This window comes from Clostridium cellulovorans 743B (genome assembly GCF_000145275.1).
Taxonomy (GTDB): Bacteria; Bacillota; Clostridia; order Clostridiales; family Clostridiaceae; genus Clostridium_K; species Clostridium_K cellulovorans.
In genome coordinates, this window is sequence record NC_014393.1 from 105461 (window position 1) to 124894 (window position 19434).

Annotated in this window: 12 protein-coding genes, 1 tRNA gene and 4 rRNA genes; 16 read left to right on the forward strand and 1 reads right to left on the reverse strand. The window is 36.2% G+C overall.

Going from position 1 to position 19434, the window contains the following annotated elements; all coding sequences use genetic code 11:
* Window positions 1–20: 20 nt before the first annotated feature.
* The 10 genes from CLOCEL_RS22960 (at window position 21) to CLOCEL_RS00435 (ending at window position 12018) form a co-directional block, all read left to right on the forward strand.
* Entirely contained in the window at window positions 21–194 is a 174-nt protein-coding gene (locus tag CLOCEL_RS22960) for a hypothetical protein (protein ID WP_010074451.1), read from the forward strand.
* 96 nt (window positions 195–290) lie between these two features.
* Window positions 291–1787: a carboxypeptidase M32 gene (locus CLOCEL_RS00395; protein WP_010074450.1), complete on the forward strand. Its 1497-nt coding sequence runs from the start codon at window positions 291–293 to the stop codon at window positions 1785–1787.
* A gap of 533 nt (window positions 1788–2320) precedes the next feature.
* Window positions 2321–3247, forward strand: a complete 927-nt coding sequence (locus tag CLOCEL_RS00400; RefSeq protein ID WP_010074449.1) for a GNAT family N-acetyltransferase — start codon at window positions 2321–2323, stop codon at window positions 3245–3247.
* 285 nt (window positions 3248–3532) lie between these two features.
* Window positions 3533–4474: an IS982 family transposase gene (locus CLOCEL_RS00405; RefSeq protein ID WP_013291568.1), complete on the forward strand. Its 942-nt coding sequence runs from the start codon at window positions 3533–3535 to the stop codon at window positions 4472–4474.
* A gap of 334 nt (window positions 4475–4808) precedes the next feature.
* Window positions 4809–5447 carry a C39 family peptidase gene (locus tag CLOCEL_RS00410; RefSeq protein WP_010074447.1) on the forward strand — a complete coding sequence of 213 codons (639 nt, stop codon included), beginning with the start codon at window positions 4809–4811 and terminating at the stop codon, window positions 5445–5447.
* A 645-nt stretch (window positions 5448–6092) separates the two neighbouring features.
* A 16S ribosomal RNA gene (locus CLOCEL_RS00415) occupies window positions 6093–7607 on the forward strand.
* Between the two features lie 393 nt (window positions 7608–8000).
* A 23S ribosomal RNA gene (locus tag CLOCEL_RS00420) occupies window positions 8001–10904 on the forward strand.
* A 69-nt stretch (window positions 10905–10973) separates the two neighbouring features.
* Window positions 10974–11090 (forward strand): 5S ribosomal RNA (gene rrf / locus CLOCEL_RS00425).
* Together the 16S, 23S and 5S rRNA genes with 1 tRNA gene alongside form the textbook arrangement of a ribosomal RNA operon.
* Before the next feature lie 10 nt (window positions 11091–11100).
* Window positions 11101–11176: transfer RNA gene (locus CLOCEL_RS00430), tRNA-Lys, on the forward strand.
* 185 nt (window positions 11177–11361) lie between these two features.
* On the forward strand, window positions 11362–12018 hold the full coding sequence (locus tag CLOCEL_RS00435; RefSeq protein ID WP_010077630.1) for an HD domain-containing protein: 657 nt from the start codon (window positions 11362–11364) through the stop codon (window positions 12016–12018).
* A gap of 93 nt (window positions 12019–12111) precedes the next feature.
* Here CLOCEL_RS00435 and CLOCEL_RS00440 read toward each other — a convergent pair whose 3' ends face one another.
* A complete protein-coding gene (locus CLOCEL_RS00440; RefSeq protein ID WP_010077631.1) occupies window positions 12112–12561 on the reverse strand; it encodes a LysM peptidoglycan-binding domain-containing protein in 450 nt (149 codons plus the stop codon).
* Between the two features lie 456 nt (window positions 12562–13017).
* Here CLOCEL_RS00440 and CLOCEL_RS00445 point away from each other — a divergent pair, with 456 nt between their 5' ends.
* The 6 genes from CLOCEL_RS00445 (at window position 13018) to CLOCEL_RS00470 (ending at window position 19136) form a co-directional block, all read left to right on the forward strand.
* Window positions 13018–14058, forward strand: a complete 1041-nt coding sequence (locus CLOCEL_RS00445) for a M20/M25/M40 family metallo-hydrolase (RefSeq protein WP_010077632.1) — start codon at window positions 13018–13020, stop codon at window positions 14056–14058.
* Complete coding sequence (locus tag CLOCEL_RS00450; protein WP_010077633.1) at window positions 14049–15011, forward strand: zinc-binding metallopeptidase family protein; 963 nt, start codon at window positions 14049–14051, stop codon at window positions 15009–15011. The genes CLOCEL_RS00445 and CLOCEL_RS00450 overlap by 10 nt, the downstream gene beginning before the upstream one ends.
* A gap of 1 nt (window position 15012) precedes the next feature.
* On the forward strand, window positions 15013–15294 hold the full coding sequence (locus tag CLOCEL_RS00455) for a hypothetical protein (RefSeq protein ID WP_010077634.1): 282 nt from the start codon (window positions 15013–15015) through the stop codon (window positions 15292–15294).
* Window positions 15295–15341: 47 nt separating this feature from the next.
* Window positions 15342–16217 (forward strand): zinc-binding metallopeptidase family protein, encoded by an 876-nt coding sequence (locus CLOCEL_RS00460; protein WP_010077635.1) that lies wholly within the window; start codon window positions 15342–15344, stop codon window positions 16215–16217.
* A gap of 6 nt (window positions 16218–16223) precedes the next feature.
* Entirely contained in the window at window positions 16224–16673 is a 450-nt protein-coding gene (locus tag CLOCEL_RS00465) for a VanZ family protein (protein ID WP_010077636.1), read from the forward strand.
* 948 nt (window positions 16674–17621) lie between these two features.
* Window positions 17622–19136, forward strand: a 16S ribosomal RNA gene (locus CLOCEL_RS00470).
* The last annotated feature ends 298 nt before the right edge of the window (window positions 19137–19434 follow it).

Below are 19434 nucleotides of genomic sequence, written 5' to 3' on the forward strand. Positions count from 1 at the left end.
TTGAAAGGTGGTGTAGTGAAGTGTTATCTGAGATAAGTAATTGCGATAGATGCTATGAAAAAGAAGAAAATAGATGTGATGGATCAGTAGATGATTGCATATGCAAAAAATGCCCAAGAAATCTTGGACAGTGTTTAACAACAAGATACTGTAGAGAAACTGAATCAATAATATTCTATGAAGATGAATATTAGTATTGTAAATAAGTATTTTGTTTAGAATAATATATAATATTGAATTAAGTAAATTTAAGAGTTAAATAGAAACATAGTTTATAAGGAGTGATTTGGTTGAATAAAAGTTTGAACGATTTTAAAGATCATTTAAAGAAAATTGAATACTTAAAGAGTACAATTGCATTGCTTCATTGGGATTTAGTAGTTAAGGCACCTGAAAAGTCTGTTGATTATAGAAGTGATATGTTGGGGTATCTATCTAGTGAAGAATATAAACTCACTACTGGTGAAGCTATGAAGGGATTTCTTGATGTTTTTTCTACAAGTAAAGATAATGATGATATCATAAATGCGATGATAAGAACTGCTAAAAAGAATTATGATAGAGTGAGAAAAATTCCTGAAGATATGTATAAGGCGTATACTATAGATGCATCAAAATCTACTAATGCTTGGGAAGAGGCAAAAGAAAAAAATGACTTTTCAATATTCTATCCTCATCTAGTAAAGATGGTAGAGTATAAGAGAAATTTTTCAAAATATTTTGGTTATAAAGACAATATTTATGATGCACTTTTGGATGAATATGAACCTAATGCAACTGTTAAGGATATAGATAAGTATTTTTCAGAACTAAAAGAAGGAATTATAGATATTTTAAGAAGGGTAGAAAAATCAAAAGTTAATATAAATGATGATTTTCTAAAAACATTTTTTGCAAAAGAAGATCAGAAAAAGTTTACAGAATTTATATTAGATAAAATGGGATATGATTATGTTAGTGCAGGAAGAATAGATGAATCTATCCATCCTTTTACTACAAATTTTGGAAATAAAGATGTTAGAATTACAAATCATTATCATGAAAATGATTTTGTCAGTGCGGTGTTTTCTGCAATACATGAAGGTGGGCATGCTATTTATGAGCAAAACATTTCTGATGATCTAATTGGAACGGGATTAGCTATGGGCGTATCTATGGGAATACATGAATCACAATCCAGATTCTATGAGAATATAATAGGTAGGAGTAAAGGTTTTTGGAAGTTTTTTTTTCCAGAAGCTAAAAAAAGATTTCCTCAATTTAAAAATGTATCTTTTGACGATTTTTATAGAGCTATTAATAAAGTACAATGTTCTTTAATTAGAATTGAGGCTGATGAACTCACATATAGTCTTCATATTATTATAAGGTATGAAATTGAGAAAATGCTTATAAACGGAGAAATTGAAGTCAAAGATCTGCCAAGTGTGTGGAATGATAAATACGAAGAATACTTAGGAGTAAGACCAGATAATGATGCTGTAGGAGTTCTTCAGGATGTTCATTGGTCTGATGGTAGCTTCGGATATTTCCCAAGTTATGCTCTCGGGAATATTTATGGTGCACAACTCTTAATAAAAATAGAAAAAGAGATTGATGATATGTATGCAAAAATAGAGCAAGGTGAATTATCAGAGATTAAATCTTGGCTTAAGGAGAATATTCACAAGTATGGCGCTATTTACGAGCCAAGAATTTTATTAGAAAAAATCACAGGTGAAAGGTTGAAACCTAAGTATTTTTTAGACTATTTAAGAAAAAAATACGAGGAAATTTACGAACTTTAATATGAAAAACATGGAAATAGTTTGTGTCGATAATTGCATTTCATTAAATTTCTCAAAAACTATTGTACATGCACAAAAGATATGATACAATGTAAACGTAGTCATTGATCGAACACTTTAGATATTACCAGTAACAGGTAATACAAATTGTAGAATTCGATTGATGATTGGGTTAACAAACCGTCACGAGACGAGGGGAATATTTAACATAAAGAAGATAACTATATCTCAGTTTTAAAAGAGAAGCGGCTAATTAATTTTAAGCTGGGAGAAGATATTTTATACTGGTAAACTTATTTTATAAGTAAATGCTACTAATAAATATATTGCAGTTGTCTAGGTCAAATTTATTTTTTTATTAATTTATTGGGTTTAATTTTTAGGGAAAAGAAAAACTACAACATTAGGGAGTTGTAGTTTTTCTTTTTTCTGAATAATTATTTGAGAAATACCAGAAGCTATACAGTGCTATTAATTTAACTGTATTTATAGTATAGTTTAATTGACAGTATACTTTTAAAGTAGGTGTAAGAATGAATGGACAATACGTAACAATTGAAGTTGTAAAAAGCTTAGAAAGAGAATATTTAATTAAAGATAAATTAGGTATATCATTAGGACGATTTTTTGTCTTAGAATTCAATAAAGATAATAGGTTTTCTATGTTAAAAGTTACTTTATATAAGGATGAAATACCTGTTGCTTTCAAGGAAGCTATAACACTTATGCTACAATGGTTATTTATTAAGAATAAAATGCTTAAGGTAACATTTCTTATAGAAGAGGATCAAGACATACAGGTGTTTGTAGATCTAAGCTTTGATTTAGAAGGCGTAATAACAAATAGCTTAGTTGAAGAAGAGTATAAAAGTCTATTTTTGTTTGGAATTGATAAAAATCAATATTTTAAAAGAGGAATTACTAACAACTTAGTATTGAAGAATGATGATATAGTGTTAAAATTACTTACTCCAGAGTATTCTAAAAATATGCTTGATTACTATGTTAGAAATAAAAATCACTTAAAACCATTTGAACCGATGAGAGATGAATATTTTTATACTTTAGCAGCGCAAAGAAAACTTTTAATAGATGGATACAATCAATACATGAATGGTACAGCAATAGGATTTGGTATATTTAAAGATGATAAATTGATAGGAAGACTTCAATGTTCTAATATTGTCCAAGGGGTTTTTAAGAATGGAATAGTTGGATATTCCATAGATGTAGAATATCAAGGTCGAGGATATATGAAGCAAGCGATGAAGTTATTTTCAGAATTGGCGTTTTCGGATCTTGAGCTCCATAGGCTTGAAGCAACAACTTTAATAGATAATATAAAATCTCAAAAAGTATTATTGGCATGTGGTTTTGAAGAAGTTGGAATCAGTAAAAAGTATCTCTTCATAAATGGTAAGTGGAGAGATCATAAGATATTTGCTTTAATAAGAGAATAATAGATTTTGGTGGTTGTTAAGAGAGAATTATTAATTATCTTTTGACAACCTTTTTATTTTGACCAAAAGTACTAAAAGCTTCAATTTTCATTTGATTCATTGATGAGTTGAAAAAATCAATTTATTAAAAAACGTAAATTGCAAATAATATTAAAGATTCCTATTAATTTAACCCGTTGTGCTAGTTAAATACGCTGGCAATACTTACAAATAGAAAAACTCCAGCATATTTGCTAACCTATCATTAAAAAACACCACTAATCTAATGATAGGAGGCTAACCTATATGCCAGAGTTTAATAAAGATTCTACCATAACAATAGATGACTTAAAAGATTTTATTGTTGTCACTTATGTTATAATTGATGACTTTTACCAAAAAGTAACTCCAACATTTATTAAAAATCGTCGTAACATCGCTAAATCAGTAATGACTGATAGCGAAATAATTACGATTTCTTTAGTAGGTGAACTCTTAACCATTGACTCTGAAAAAGCATGGTTTGGATTTTGCTCTAAAAACCTACGAGACTTATTTCCCAACTTTTGTAGTAGGCCGAGGTTTCATAGAGTTAGAAAGTCATTATTTCGAGTCATTGATGAAATTCGTAAAGAGTTAACGAAATTTCTTAACTATCAATATGACCGAATGAGAATTGCAGATAGTATGCCAATTCCTGTGTGTAAGTTTGGGAGAGCTCATTTCCATAAAGCTTTTAAGCCGGAGGCTGCCTACGGGCGATGCGCTTCGAAAAAAGAAACATATTATGGATTCAAATTACATGCTTTAGTAGCCCTCGATGGCTATATCACAGATTTTACTGTAACAGCAGCAAATATTGATGACAGAGATGTCGTCTGGGAACTCACAGCTAATTCAGAGATTGATATACTAATAGGTGATAAAGGATATATAGGTCAAAAAGTTGCTTCGCAATTAAAAGAAACAAGGTACATTCGTCTTTTAACAATAAATCGTAACAATAGTAAAACTAAACTTTTAAAACCTTTTAGGCAGTTGATATTCAAGGCTCGTCGTAGAGTAGAAACTACTTTTTCTCAGCTCTCCGAGCAATTAAATATGCAGAGGGTTCTTACAAAATCAACTTGGGGATTTGCCACAAGAATATCAAATAAAATATTAGCTCATAATCTTTGCTATTTTATAAATAAATTTTTTAATATAGGTATAGAAATATCAAAGATTAAAGAATTAGTATTCGGATAATAATTTCCAAAAACAGTATATGAGGCAATAGGATAGGAATGCCTAAAATCATGGTATAAATATCCTTTTAATGAAAACTTATCTGCTAGCACAACAGGTTAATTTAATAAGTCGATATTCAGAAAAACTTTATCTGGGTAAGTTAGATAAGGAGAAGGTAATAAAGATGTTAATTAAATTTTATAAATGCAAACTTAAAGAGGGAATTAAAGCTATATATAGAATTGTAAATATAATGCAATGATTTACTTAATTAAAGATAAAATGAATATTACTGAGTCTACATATAAAATTAGGCGATTTGCAAATCTGACTTTAAATTTGGAGTGGAATTATGAAAAGTGAAAATAGGAGAATAGTAGTATTAATAACAACAACGATAATAATTTTAGTTTCTTTGTACTTGAATATTGAACTAAAGGATAAATATATGCAAGATCAAGAATTACAGTGTTTTTCTTATGAGAGTCAACAAAAAAACTATTATTGTGGGCCAGCTACAGCAGTAATGATATTAAGGTACGAAGGAATTGATATGGAACAGGAGGAGGTTGCCATTGATTTAGAAACTGAAAATTATGAAGGAACGCCATGGTATGATGACTCGTACCCAATGAAGGATACTTTAAATAAGTATTTGAAAGAAGATGTGTATCAAGAGCTTAGTGGCAAATGTGATTCTAATGTAATAGTTGATAGTATTGTTAAAACTTTAGATAAAGGATATTTAGTTGCAGTTAACATTGTTGAGACTAGCTTAACAGCTCATCTAGAAGGTCATCCAAGGGATCAGGACATATACCATTGGATAGTTATTTGTGATTATGAGGACAATGGGAAAAACTTCAAATATATGGATCCAGCTGCATCATCTGTTGTATCTTGGCATAGAGGTGTTCCGAAAATAGGTACTGTGACTAGTGAAGATTTATGTTCTATGGTTATAGATAGAGGAGTGATAGTAAGTCCTTAGTGATACCAATCCTCTTTAAAATTGAAAATATGCATATGTTTCATTATTGAAGTTGCTTCAAAAGCCAATAGAATTATTTTAATATAAATAATTCTATACATGGTTAATTACTGAGTTTATATCGAAAACATATAGTGCGTATTCAAATATTAATAAGCACTATATGCAGTTTTTACGAAACATCTATAGATAAATCCTATTTTTATTTTCTAGAACTAGTGATATAAATGTAATTTTAGATTGGGAACAAATAAAATATTCTATGGTCGGATATAATAACTATGAATAATGGCATTATTTAATGACAACAGAAGCTAGTGTATCTCTAATAGCAATTTGGAGAATATGTTAGAATTATAAAGAAATCTTCGAATAATTACAGAAGTTGTCGCTAATTAGCGAAATATTGTCGTAGGATTGTGTTACAATAAGTTACGAACTTGAGGCAAGGTCAATAATGATTAATGATATAAAAGAAAGTTGTTGACAAGGTGTTTTAAGTTTGATATACTAAATAAGCTGTCGGATGACAGTAAGTAAGTTGAAAAAATGATTGATCTTTGAAAATTGAACAGAAGAACAAGACCAGACAAATTCTGAGGTTTTAAAATAAAAACCAAAGTCAAGATTAGAACTCAAACAATTTAAATTGAGAGTTTGATCCTGGCTCAGGACGAACGCTGGCGGCGTGCTTAACACATGCAAGTCGAGCGATGAAGCCCTTCGGGGTGGATTAGCGGCGGACGGGTGAGTAACACGTGGGCAACCTGCCTTATAGAGGGGGATAGCCTTCCGAAAGGAAGATTAATACCGCATAAAATGCAATTCTCGCATGAGAGATGTATCAAAGGAGCAATCCGCTATAAGATGGGCCCGCGGCGCATTAGCTAGTTGGTGAGGTAACGGCTCACCAAGGCGACGATGCGTAGCCGACCTGAGAGGGTGATCGGCCACATTGGAACTGAGACACGGTCCAGACTCCTACGGGAGGCAGCAGTGGGGAATATTGCACAATGGGGGAAACCCTGATGCAGCAACGCCGCGTGAGTGATGAAGGCCTTCGGGTTGTAAAGCTCTTTGATTAGGGACGATAATGACGGTACCTAAAGAACAAGCCACGGCTAACTACGTGCCAGCAGCCGCGGTAATACGTAGGTGGCAAGCGTTGTCCGGATTTACTGGGCGTAAAGGATGTGTAGGCGGATTTTTAAGTGAGATGTGAAATACCCGAGCTCAACTTGGGTGCTGCATTTCAAACTGGAAGTCTAGAGTGCAGGAGAGGAAAGTGGAATTCCTAGTGTAGCGGTGAAATGCGTAGAGATTAGGAAGAACATCAGTGGCGAAGGCGACTTTCTGGACTGTAACTGACGCTGAGGCATGAAAGCGTGGGGAGCAAACAGGATTAGATACCCTGGTAGTCCACGCCGTAAACGATGAATACTAGGTGTAGGGGTTGTCATGACCTCTGTGCCGCCGCTAACGCATTAAGTATTCCGCCTGGGGAGTACGGTCGCAAGATTAAAACTCAAAGGAATTGACGGGGGCCCGCACAAGCAGCGGAGCATGTGGTTTAATTCGAAGCAACGCGAAGAACCTTACCTAGACTTGACATCTCCTGAATTACCCGTAACTGGGGAAGTTACCTCTTTGAGGTGACAGGAAGACAGGTGGTGCATGGTTGTCGTCAGCTCGTGTCGTGAGATGTTGGGTTAAGTCCCGCAACGAGCGCAACCCTTATTGTTAGTTGCTACCATTTAGTTGAGCACTCTAGCAAGACTGCCTGGGTTAACCAGGAGGAAGGTGGGGATGACGTCAAATCATCATGCCCCTTATGTCTAGGGCTACACACGTGCTACAATGGCGAGTACAACGAGACGCAAGACCGTGAGGTGGAGCAAATCTATAAAACTCGTCCCAGTTCGGATTGTAGGCTGAAACTCGCCTACATGAAGTTGGAGTTGCTAGTAATCGCGAATCAGCATGTCGCGGTGAATACGTTCCCGGGCCTTGTACACACCGCCCGTCACACCATGAGAGTCGGCAACACCCGAAGTCCGTGAGGTAACCGTAAGGAGCCAGCGGCCGAAGGTGGGGTCGATGATTGGGGTGAAGTCGTAACAAGGTAGCCGTAGGAGAACCTGCGGCTGGATCACCTCCTTTCTAAGGAAAATGACACAGTAGTTTTACTTGTAAGACACTGTGTCCACTGGGTCTTTCTTCTGTTCAATTTCCAGAGATCAAAGCCTAACGGCTAAGAGATTTGGAAGTCTTTTTTATGTAAAGCGAAAGCTTGTATAAAAAGGAAAAGTTGTTCTTTGAAAATTGCATAAGATATTAAAAACCAAGTAAAGTTATTTATATAAACTTTGTATAATTAAGACTAATTTAATTTGATAAGATTAACCGATAACGTGTTAATTAGACCAAATTAAAAAATTGATAGAACCAAGCAGTGCGAGGAACTGAAAACTCGAGGAAGCGGAGTTTACTTATGTAAATGAGCACCGCAGAGGCGAAAGTGACGAAGCAATGCGCAGGTTATAGCAATTTTTAGGTTAAGCTACAAAGGGCGTATGGTGAATGCCTTGGCACTAGGAGGCGAAGAAGGACGCGATAAGCTGCGATAAGCTTCGGGTAGGCGCAAATAGCCAGTGATCCGGAGATTTCCGAATGGGGAAACCTATGCATCAAACGATGTATATCCTGTAGTGAATACATAGCTACATGAAGCCACACCTGGGGAACTGAAACATCTAAGTACCCAGAGGAAGAGAAAGAAATTCGATTTCCTAAGTAGCGGCGAGCGAAAGGGAAAGAGCCCAAACCAGAGATTTATCTCTGGGGTTGTGGAATACTCATAAAAGCTAGAGTTTGTTATTCGAAGATAGCTGGAAAGCTAAGCCATAGAGGGTAATAGCCCCGTAGGAGAAAGCGAATGATAGCGAGAGTATATCCAGAGTACCACGAGACACGTGAAACCTTGTGGGAAGCAGGGAGGACCACCTCCCAAGGCTAAATACTACCTAGTGACCGATAGTGAAGAAGTACCGTGAGGGAAAGGTGAAAAGAACCCCGGAAGGGGAGTGAAATAGAACCTGAAACCGTATGCCTACAACCGGTCGAAGCACCATATGAGTGTGACGACGTGCTTTTTGTAGAACGAGCCAACGAGTTACGGTATGCAGCAAGGTTAAGTACTTAAGGTACGTAGCCGAAGGGAAACCAAGTGTGAACAGCGCGACTAGTTGCATGCCGTAGACCCGAAACCGGGTGACCTATCCATGGCCAGGTTGAAGCGAGGGTAAAACCTCGTGGAGGACCGAACCACATTGGTGTTGAAAAACCATGGGATGAGCTGTGGATAGCGGAGAAATTCCAATCGAACTCGGAGATAGCTGGTTCTCCTCGAAATAGCTTTAGGGCTAGCGTCGGGTAAAATGAGTAATGGAGGTAGAGCACTGAATGAGCTAGGGGCTGACAACAGTTACCGAACTCTATCAAACTCCGAATGCCATATACTTTTACCCCGGCAGTCAGACTGCGAATGATAAGGTCCGTAGTCAAAAGGGAAAAGCCCAGACCATCAGCTAAGGTCCCCAAGTGTAAGTTAAGTGGAAAAGGATGTGGGATTTCTAAGACAACTAGGATGTTGGCTTAGAAGCAGCCACTCATTTAAAGAGTGCGTAATAGCTCACTAGTCAAGAGATCCTGCGCCGAAGATGTCCGGGGCTCAAACTTACCACCGAAGCTATGGACTCCGTAAGGAGTGGTAGAGGAGCTTTCTGTATGGGCAGAAGCAGTACCGGAAGGAGCTGTGGACTGTACAGAAGTGAGAATGTTGGCATAAGTAGCGAGAATTAAGTGAGAATCTTAATGGTCGAAAACCTAAGGTTTCCTGGGGAAGGCTCGTCCGCCCAGGGTTAGTCGGGACCTAAGCTGAGGCCGAAAGGCGTAGGTGATGGACAATCGGTTGATATTCCGATACTACTATTAGCGTTATTATCGATGGGATGACGCAGGAGGATAGGGTGTGCCAACTATTGGATGTTGGTCTAAGCATTTAGGGGTGTACGTAGGCAAATCCGCGTGCTAATACTCTGAGGTGTGATGGGGAGCGAAATTTAGTAGCGAAGTACCTGATTCCACGCTGCCAAGAAAAGTCTCTAGAGAGCAAAATAGTACCCGTACCGCAAACCGACACAGGTAGGTGAGGAGAGAATCCTAAGACCAGCGGAAGAATTACAGTTAAGGAACTCGGCAAATTGACCCCGTAACTTCGGGAGAAGGGGTGCCTAGCGGAAGCTAGGCCGCAGAGAATAGGCCCAAGCAACTGTTTAGCAAAAACACAGGTCTCTGCTAAAGCGAAAGCTGATGTATAGGGGCTGACGCCTGCCCGGTGCTGGAAGGTTAAGGGGATTGCTTAGCGCAAGCGAAGGCATGAACTTAAGCCCCAGTAAACGGCGGCCGTAACTATAACGGTCCTAAGGTAGCGAAATTCCTTGTCGGGTAAGTTCCGACCCGCACGAATGGCGTAATGATTTGGGCACTGTCTCAACTGTAAATCCGGCGAAATTGTAGTGCAAGTGAAGATGCTTGCTACCCGCGATTGGACGGAAAGACCCCGTAGAGCTTTACTGTAGTTTAGCATTGAGTTTCGATATTGTCTGTACAGGATAGGTGGGAGACTGGGAAGTAGGGTCGTCAGGTTCTATGGAGTCAACCTTGGGATACCACCCTGACAGTATTGGGATTCTAACGGAAACCCATGAATCTGGGTGCCGGACATTGTTAGATGGGCAGTTTGACTGGGGCGGTCGCCTCCAAAAAAGTAACGGAGGCGCCCAAAGGTTCCCTCAGAACGGTCGGAAATCGTTCGAAGAGTGCAAAGGCAGAAGGGAGCCTGACTGCGACACCTACAAGTGGAGCAGGGACGAAAGTCGGGCTTAGTGATCCGGTGGTTCCTCGTGGGAGGGCCATCGCTCAACGGATAAAAGCTACCTCGGGGATAACAGGCTGATCTCCCCCAAGAGTCCACATCGACGGGGAGGTTTGGCACCTCGATGTCGGCTCGTCGCATCCTGGGGCTGGAGAAGGTCCCAAGGGTTGGGCTGTTCGCCCATTAAAGCGGCACGCGAGCTGGGTTCAGAACGTCGTGAGACAGTTCGGTCCCTATCCGTCGCGGGCGTAGGAAATTTGAGAGGAGCTGTCCTTAGTACGAGAGGACCGGGATGGACTGACCTCTGGTGTACCAGTTGTTCCGCCAGGAGCATGGCTGGGTAGCTATGTCGGGAAGGGATAAACGCTGAAAGCATCTAAGCGTGAAGCCCACCTCAAGATTAGATTTCCCATAGCGTAAGCTAGTAAGATCCCTTGAAGAACACAAGGTTGATAGGTGAGGGGTGTAAGCATGGTAACATGTTCAGCTGACTCATACTAATAGATCGAGGGCTTAACCTAAACAAAGTTTTTAATATCTATGCAATTTTCAGAGAACACTCTGAGCTTTAAAAGAAATTTTAAAGTGTATCCAGTGATTATGCCTGGTAGGTAACACCCGTTCCCATTCCGAACACGACGGTTAAGCTGCTAAGGGCCAATGATACTGCAGGAGAGGTCTTGTGGGAAAGTAGGTTGTCGCTGGGTTTTTTATTTTGCTCCACTAGCTCAGTCGGTAGAGCACATGACTTTTAATCATGTTGTCCGGAGTTCGATTCTCCGGTGGGGCACCAAAAATACCTAAGTACTTTGTACTTAGGTATTTTTTTTAGTTTGAAATTTGAAATTATTAATTAGAGTTATTAATATAAGGATTGGTATTATAAATGAAAACTTTAATCTAAAATGTTTAAGAGATATAGCGAGATTTTATACAATAAGATTTATACACGATATAAGTGAGAGGAGACAGTTTACTTTGAAAGATGATGAAATAGTTAATATAACGATGGAATATGTAAAGGATAAGTTAGAAGGAGAAGGATCTGGTCATGACTGGTGGCATATATATAGAGTATATAATAATGCACTGAAGATAGCTAAGAATGAAGGGGTAGGAGATTTATTTGTAATAAAATTAGCATCATTATTACATGATATTGCTGATTGGAAGTTTTATAATGGTGATGTAACAGTGGGATATAAGGAAACGAAAAAGTGGTTAGTTAACTTTAATCTTGATGAACAGCTAATTGAACATGTCGCAAGAATAGTTAAGGATATTTCTTATAAAGGAGCAGGGGAAGCTTCACTTATGAATACAATAGAAGGAAAAATAGTTCAAGATGCAGATAGACTTGATGCAATTGGAGCTATAGGAATTGCAAGAACTTTTGCGTATGGAGGTAATAAGAATAAAGAGATGTATAATCCGAATATAAAGCCTGTATTTCATGAAAATTTTCAGCAATATAAGAATAGCAATGGTACTGTAATTAATCATTTTTATGAAAAATTACTTTTATTAAAAGATTTAATGAATACTGAGGGCGGTAAGAAATATGCTGAAGAAAGACATACTTTTATGGAAGCATTTTTAGAACAGTTTTATTCTGAATGGAACGTAAATGAATAAGTAATATTTTCATTATTAATAAAGCTAAAAAACATACTTGACAAAAGACATGTGATAATTCACATGTCTTTTGCGCTTTTATAAGTTGTAAAATTAATTTGCTTTAACTATTTCTTCAGGTATGACTATTTCATCACCAGCTTTGATAAGACTAGGATCTTTTATACTGTTTTTATTTATAATAGCGTCTTTTACACTATCCCATGTATAACTTGGAGCATGTTCCGAAGCTATACTGAATAAGGTATCTCCAGATTTAACTTTGTAGGTTATAAATTTAAAATCTTCATTTTCAATTCCTACTGCCATAGTTGCATCACTAGTAGTTGCGATTGAATCATTCTTGGTTTTTTCTGATGATAAGTCACTATTTGTATTATTTATTGCGCTATTAATTACAGATGATGAATTACTTTTTATAGATGCGGTACTGTTTTGAATTTCTCTACTTATGGAAGAATAAGTATTATAATAAACAACCCCACTACCTATTAAAAGTATTACTATAAATGAAATTATTATTGATAGCTTTTTTTTAGTCATTTAGACTACCTCCTCATAACTACTTTTTCTGTAATTATTGACAATAATAAATTTATTTATACTTATAATTAAAAATAAAACTTTATTAATGTAGTAATGGTTAGTGATATATGTATATAATATCTATATGGAATAAGAGAAAATGTGTTTAAAAATAGCTTAGTAATATAGAGATTCTAAAAAATTTCTAAAATATGAAGGGTATTCAAAATTGGTATAGATTATAACCTTGGGAGAGATTTCAAAAGGATAGATTTTCTTAATAAGAAATTTTGGTTTTAGGGTTAAATGAGTTTTAGAGAAATTCATGAGCGTAGGTTTATAAGGTGAAAGTTTTAAGTTTATACATAAGTTAATTTTACATATCAAAGATCTATAAAAATATTTTTTAGACTTAAATTGATATATGAAGTGAGCTACAAATTACATAAGGTAGTAGAGAGGAGAGGTATTATCATGAATTATCAGTTATTACTAAGAGAACTGTGTAGTGAAAATGCACCATCAGGATTGGAATTTAAGTTACATCCAATTATGGAAAAGAATTTTGGATATATTAAGGATTTAGAGATCAGTAAAGATGAGAATTATAATCTTTATATAAATAAAAAAGGAAAGCGTAATGGTACAATAATGATTATGGCTCACTCTGATGAGATTTCCTTAGTTATTACAGAAGTGATTGAGGGAGGGTTTTTACGTTTTAAAGCTATAGGTATGGACGCTAATATACTATTAGGACAAGAAGTGGCTATTCATGGATGTGAAGTTATAAACGGTGTTATAGGTGGAATTCCAAAGAGCAAGACTGATGACAACATTTTGAAAAAAGCAGTAGTAACATCAGACCTTTTTATAGATACAGGATATCCTAAAGAATATCTTGAGGAAGTTATTAAAATAGGAGATAGAGCGACTTTAATTGGAGAATATAAAAACTTACTGAGAAATACAATCTCTAGTAAAGCAATAGATGATAGAGCAGGTATTTTATCGATGCTTATATGTGCTCAGGAACTTAAGGAACATGAGTTAGATGTGGTTTTTGTATGTTCATGCCAAGAAGAACTTGGACATAGGGGAGCGAAAATGGCATCGTATAAAGTGAAACCAAACCTTGCAATAGCTATAGATGTAACCTTTGATAATGGTGAATTTGGAGACAGGGACAGGGAAAATAAGTTAGGCAATGGTCCCATTATTTGTATTGGTCCTAATAATCACCCAAGGATGATAAAGAAACTTAAGGAAGTAGCAAGGAAATATTATATTCCTTTTGGAGTGGAAGTAGAGCCTGGGAATACAGGATCTGATGCTTGGGATATTCAAGTTTCAAGAGGAGGTATTCCAACAGTATTAGTATCAATACCAATAAAATATATGCATACATCCGTAGAAACAGCAAATTTGGGGGACATAAAAAACACAGGAAGATTAGTAGCTAGATTCATAGAAGAAATTAAACTTCTGGATTTGGAGGAATTAACATGCTTTTAGAAAGATTAAGTGAGCTTGTAGCACCTTCTGGATATGAAGACGAAGTAAGAAATTTTATAGTTAATGAGCTTAATGGGAAAGTTGATAGTTTGAATAGTGACAAGATGGGCAATGTTATAGCTAATAAGAATGGAAAAAGGAAAAAAATTATTATTAGTACCCATATGGATGAGACTGGGTTCATTATTACAGGGTTTAATAAAGAGGGAACTTTAAGAATTGCTTCTTTGGGTGATGAAAATAGAGATATGGTAAGTAAAGGCGTATTAGTAGGTACTAAAAAGCTTCTCGGAGTAATAGGAGCTAAAGCGATACATTTGCAAACTAAGGAAGAAAGAAGCAAAAGTATAACTCTCGATAGGTGTTGTATAGATATTGGTGCAGAAACAGAATTCGAATCTAGAGAATACATAGAATTAGGTGATTTTGCTGTTTATGATACAAGGTTCCAAGAAATGGGCACTAACAGGCTAAAAGGCAAAGGGTTTAATGGACGTGTAGGTTGTAGTATGCTTATAGAGTTACTCCAGGAAAGTGAGAGTAATAACATTCAAGGTATATTTACTACTCAAAGTTTAGTTGGATACAGAGGAGCATATGCAGCAGCTTATGAGTTAGAAGGAGATTTACTAATCAACTTAGATGTTGTGGAGAGTACTGATTTGCCTGGTGTAGATGATGTGAACATTTCTATTGATAAGGGTCCAGTGCTGTATCTGAAGGAAAAAAATAGGGATATAAGAGCTTTAGCTGAAAAAATAGGGATTCCTTATCAACTAATAAATGATAAGATTTATAATGATAGTAATGCATATAAGATGGAACTTATGAGCACTAATGTTATTAACATATTGGTACCTTGCAGATATGTAGATTCATATGCATCTATAATAAGCAAGAAGGATTATGAAGATACTAAAAATTTGATTAATAGTTTTTTAAAGGAGAATTAATATGAGCAGAGAAATGATAGCTATAATAATGATCGTAATTGGAGCAATATTAGCAGCGACAGGTATTCTAATAAATAAAAAGGGAATATCTATTCCTGGAACTGGAAAGGAATATATGAAAGTGAAGGCTTTTCTAAATATCTTTATAGGAGTAGTATCTATAATTTTAGGTGCAATTTTCTTGGTAATAAATGTTGAAGTGATATTTGTGCAAATAGCCATTTTTGTAGTTCTAATACTTATTGTATTATTAGATTTTTTATTAAAGAAAACTGTTAAATAGCATTAACCTATAATTTTTTGAAGTTAAAGTGCTGAGGAGGATAAAAGGTGGATAAATTATTTTATGATATTTCGAAAGCCTTTGGAGTTGATAGAGAAATATCAGAAGTGAAAGCAGTAATAAGAGAATATATTGAAAAAAAACACATCTGTATCTATGAGGATGAAGTAGGAAATCTAATAGTAAAACTTGGAACTGGTAATAAAAAATTATTGATGAGTGCTCTTATGAATAGATGTGGTTATATGGCAGTAAAAATAGATAATGAAGAAAGTGGTAAAGTTGAGATAAATGGTACAAACATCGAACCTAAGCTAGATGGGAAATATCTTAGGACAAAAGGGGGGGCAATAGCGAGGATACATGATGGGGATAAGATTGATATTTTGGTTGGTCAAATTCAAGCTGGAGAATTTCTGATGATAGATGAAGAAATTCGAGTATTTGATAATAAAGTTTCTGGAGTTGAGGTAAGTAATATATCTTTAATATATTCTTTGATCAAGGTTATAGAGGAAGTTAATATTAAAGATAAGGAAGTATATTTTGTTTTTTCTTATAAGGAAGACAGCATATTTAAAAGTAACTTTGCAGCAAAAGCAATTAGGCCGGATAGAGCATTATTCTTTGATAGTTCTCAAAATAGTGATAAGTTACAACTGATTTATATGAATAGAAAGTATTTAGCTAATGAGAGTTTCAAACAGGATATTTTAAATATTGCCAAAGAAAATGATATAGACATAACATTAAAAGATTGCATAGATGAAACTGAAGCTGATTCAATACATAAGGAAGTTGGGGGCATTGCTACAGTTGTATTAGGTTTGCCATGCAAATATAAAAATACTTCATTACAAATTATAGAAAGAGTAGCTATTGAAGAAATGCGAAAATTATTAAAAGAAATTATAGAGGGGTAATGTGTAGTGACCAAAAGGAATATTTCTTGGACACTTATGATAGTATGGATGGCATTTATATTCTATATGTCTAGTAAGAACGGAAATGACTCTAATGAAATGAGCAATGTAGTTATCAATACTCTAAGGTATATGGGTATTGATGAAAATAGAACACTTCAAAGTATACTAACATTTTTAGTTAGAAAATCAGCGCATATTTTGGAATATTGTATATTAGCATGGTTTATATTCAATGTTGCCAAAGAATATAACAATCTAATCGCATCAAGTGTATTTACATTAATATTATCTGTACTTTATGCAACGACAGATGAAATCCACCAACTATATATCCCAGGAAGAAGTGGAAAGATGACAGATGTACTTATAGATAGTATTGGTATTTGCATGGGAGTAGCTATTAGTTATTTTGTACATAAAAGAATTTATAGTAGGAAAAAAATAAAAGACTAATAATAAGTCCTAAAAATGAAACTGCATCTAAGGTTTTGTTTAACGGTGATTACTATTATTGATGAAGTAACTTTACCGGAATGTATATATTCAAAATAAAATTTACTTTAACATGTATATATTTTATAAATTTTGTTCAAAATAAAATTATATAATAAGAAATGGAGGGTATGCATAAGTTAATCTCCATTTCTTATGGATGTTAAGTTTAATTTTTGTTTCTTGATTTATGATACTAACAAAAGGGAGGTATATTTTTTTAATCTACTATGTAATCGTTTTAAATAGGTATATTATATATCTTTAAAGGTTATATCAGATTTAGGCAATGGTTATTTAGTTGCAATTGTTGATTTTTAGAAAGACAACATCAATTAAGGGGAGTTGATACTTTAATGAAGATTGAAGTTCTAATTTAGGATAAGAAACATTAGGTGAATATTTAAATTAGATATAGCTTAAATTCTATGCTAAATTTTATAGGTTAAGTTTTTAGGAGATATAAGTTCTAATAATATGATTGATATACTGTTGATAAAATCAATGTATATTTAGGGTAGTTCGATAATTTGATATGGTTTAAAAAGATATTTTAGGAATATCAAGCAGCAACTGTTTCAAGCGTATCAACACAAGCAAGTGCGAGAAATACCTTTTAAAACGAAGAAAATTAAAGTTAAATTGTTGTAATCACCTATATTATAAAAATAATACTAGCGTAATATGATAGAATTATCTTCGTTGTGACAAGCGATATGTTAATTCAACAAAAATTAATAAAAAAAACTTGTTGACAAGGAAAAAAAGAAATGATATACTGAATAAGCTGTCAGATGATAGTGAGTAAGTAAGAAAATTGATCTTTGAAAATTGAACAGAAGAACAAGACCAGACAAATTCTGAGGTTTTAAAATAAAAACCAAAGTCAAGATTTAAACTCAAACAATTTAAATTGAGAGTTTGATCCTGGCTCAGGACGAACGCTGGCGGCGTGCTTAACACATGCAAGTCGAGCGATGAAGCCCTTCGGGGTGGATTAGCGGCGGACGGGTGAGTAACACGTGGGCAACCTGCCTTATAGAGGGGGATAGCCTTCCGAAAGGAAGATTAATACCGCATAAAATGCAATTCTCGCATGAGAGATGTATCAAAGGAGCAATCCGCTATAAGATGGGCCCGCGGCGCATTAGCTAGTTGGTGAGGTAACGGCTCACCAAGGCGACGATGCGTAGCCGACCTGAGAGGGTGATCGGCCACATTGGAACTGAGACACGGTCCAGACTCCTACGGGAGGCAGCAGTGGGGAATATTGCACAATGGGGGAAACCCTGATGCAGCAACGCCGCGTGAGTGATGAAGGCCTTCGGGTTGTAAAGCTCTTTGATTAGGGACGATAATGACGGTACCTAAAGAACAAGCCACGGCTAACTACGTGCCAGCAGCCGCGGTAATACGTAGGTGGCAAGCGTTGTCCGGATTTACTGGGCGTAAAGGATGTGTAGGCGGATTTTTAAGTGAGATGTGAAATACCCGAGCTCAACTTGGGTGCTGCATTTCAAACTGGAAGTCTAGAGTGCAGGAGAGGAAAGTGGAATTCCTAGTGTAGCGGTGAAATGCGTAGAGATTAGGAAGAACATCAGTGGCGAAGGCGACTTTCTGGACTGTAACTGACGCTGAGGCATGAAAGCGTGGGGAGCAAACAGGATTAGATACCCTGGTAGTCCACGCCGTAAACGATGAATACTAGGTGTAGGGGTTGTCATGACCTCTGTGCCGCCGCTAACGCATTAAGTATTCCGCCTGGGGAGTACGGTCGCAAGATTAAAACTCAAAGGAATTGACGGGGGCCCGCACAAGCAGCGGAGCATGTGGTTTAATTCGAAGCAACGCGAAGAACCTTACCTAGACTTGACATCTCCTGAATTACCCGTAACTGGGGAAGTTACCTCTTTGAGGTGACAGGAAGACAGGTGGTGCATGGTTGTCGTCAGCTCGTGTCGTGAGATGTTGGGTTAAGTCCCGCAACGAGCGCAACCCTTATTGTTAGTTGCTACCATTTAGTTGAGCACTCTAGCAAGACTGCCTGGGTTAACCAGGAGGAAGGTGGGGATGACGTCAAATCATCATGCCCCTTATGTCTAGGGCTACACACGTGCTACAATGGCGAGTACAACGAGACGCAAGACCGTGAGGTGGAGCAAATCTATAAAACTCGTCCCAGTTCGGATTGTAGGCTGAAACTCGCCTACATGAAGTTGGAGTTGCTAGTAATCGCGAATCAGCATGTCGCGGTGAATACGTTCCCGGGCCTTGTACACACCGCCCGTCACACCATGAGAGTCGGCAACACCCGAAGTCCGTGAGGTAACCGTAAGGAGCCAGCGGCCGAAGGTGGGGTCGATGATTGGGGTGAAGTCGTAACAAGGTAGCCGTAGGAGAACCTGCGGCTGGATCACCTCCTTTCTAAGGAAAATGACACAGTAGTTTTACTTGTAAGACACTGTGTCCACTGGGTCTTTCTTCTGTTCAATTTCCAGAGATCAAAGCCTAACGGCTAAGAGATTTGGAAGTCTTTTTTATGTAAAGCGAAAGCTTGTATAAAAAGGAAAAGTTGTTCTTTGAAAATTGCATAAGATATTAAAAACCAAGTAAAGTTATTTATATAAACTTTGTATAATTAAGACTAATTTAATTTGATAAGATTAACCGATAACGTGTTAATTAGACCAAATTAAAAATTGATAGAACCAAGCAGTGCGAG

Coding starts and splice junctions, on each gene's coding strand:
- CLOCEL_RS00450 (WP_010077633.1), top strand. CDS start 14,049: ATGCTTTTAGAAAGATTAAGTGAGCTTGTAGCACCTTCTGGATATGAA.
- CLOCEL_RS00455 (WP_010077634.1), top strand. CDS start 15,013: ATGAGCAGAGAAATGATAGCTATAATAATGATCGTAATTGGAGCAATA.
- CLOCEL_RS00405 (WP_013291568.1), top strand. CDS start 3,533: ATGCCAGAGTTTAATAAAGATTCTACCATAACAATAGATGACTTAAAA.
- CLOCEL_RS00400 (WP_010074449.1), top strand. CDS start 2,321: ATGAATGGACAATACGTAACAATTGAAGTTGTAAAAAGCTTAGAAAGA.
- CLOCEL_RS00445 (WP_010077632.1), top strand. CDS start 13,018: ATGAATTATCAGTTATTACTAAGAGAACTGTGTAGTGAAAATGCACCA.
- CLOCEL_RS00410 (WP_010074447.1), top strand. CDS start 4,809: ATGAAAAGTGAAAATAGGAGAATAGTAGTATTAATAACAACAACGATA.
- CLOCEL_RS00440 (WP_010077631.1), bottom strand. CDS start 12,561: ATGACTAAAAAAAAGCTATCAATAATAATTTCATTTATAGTAATACTT.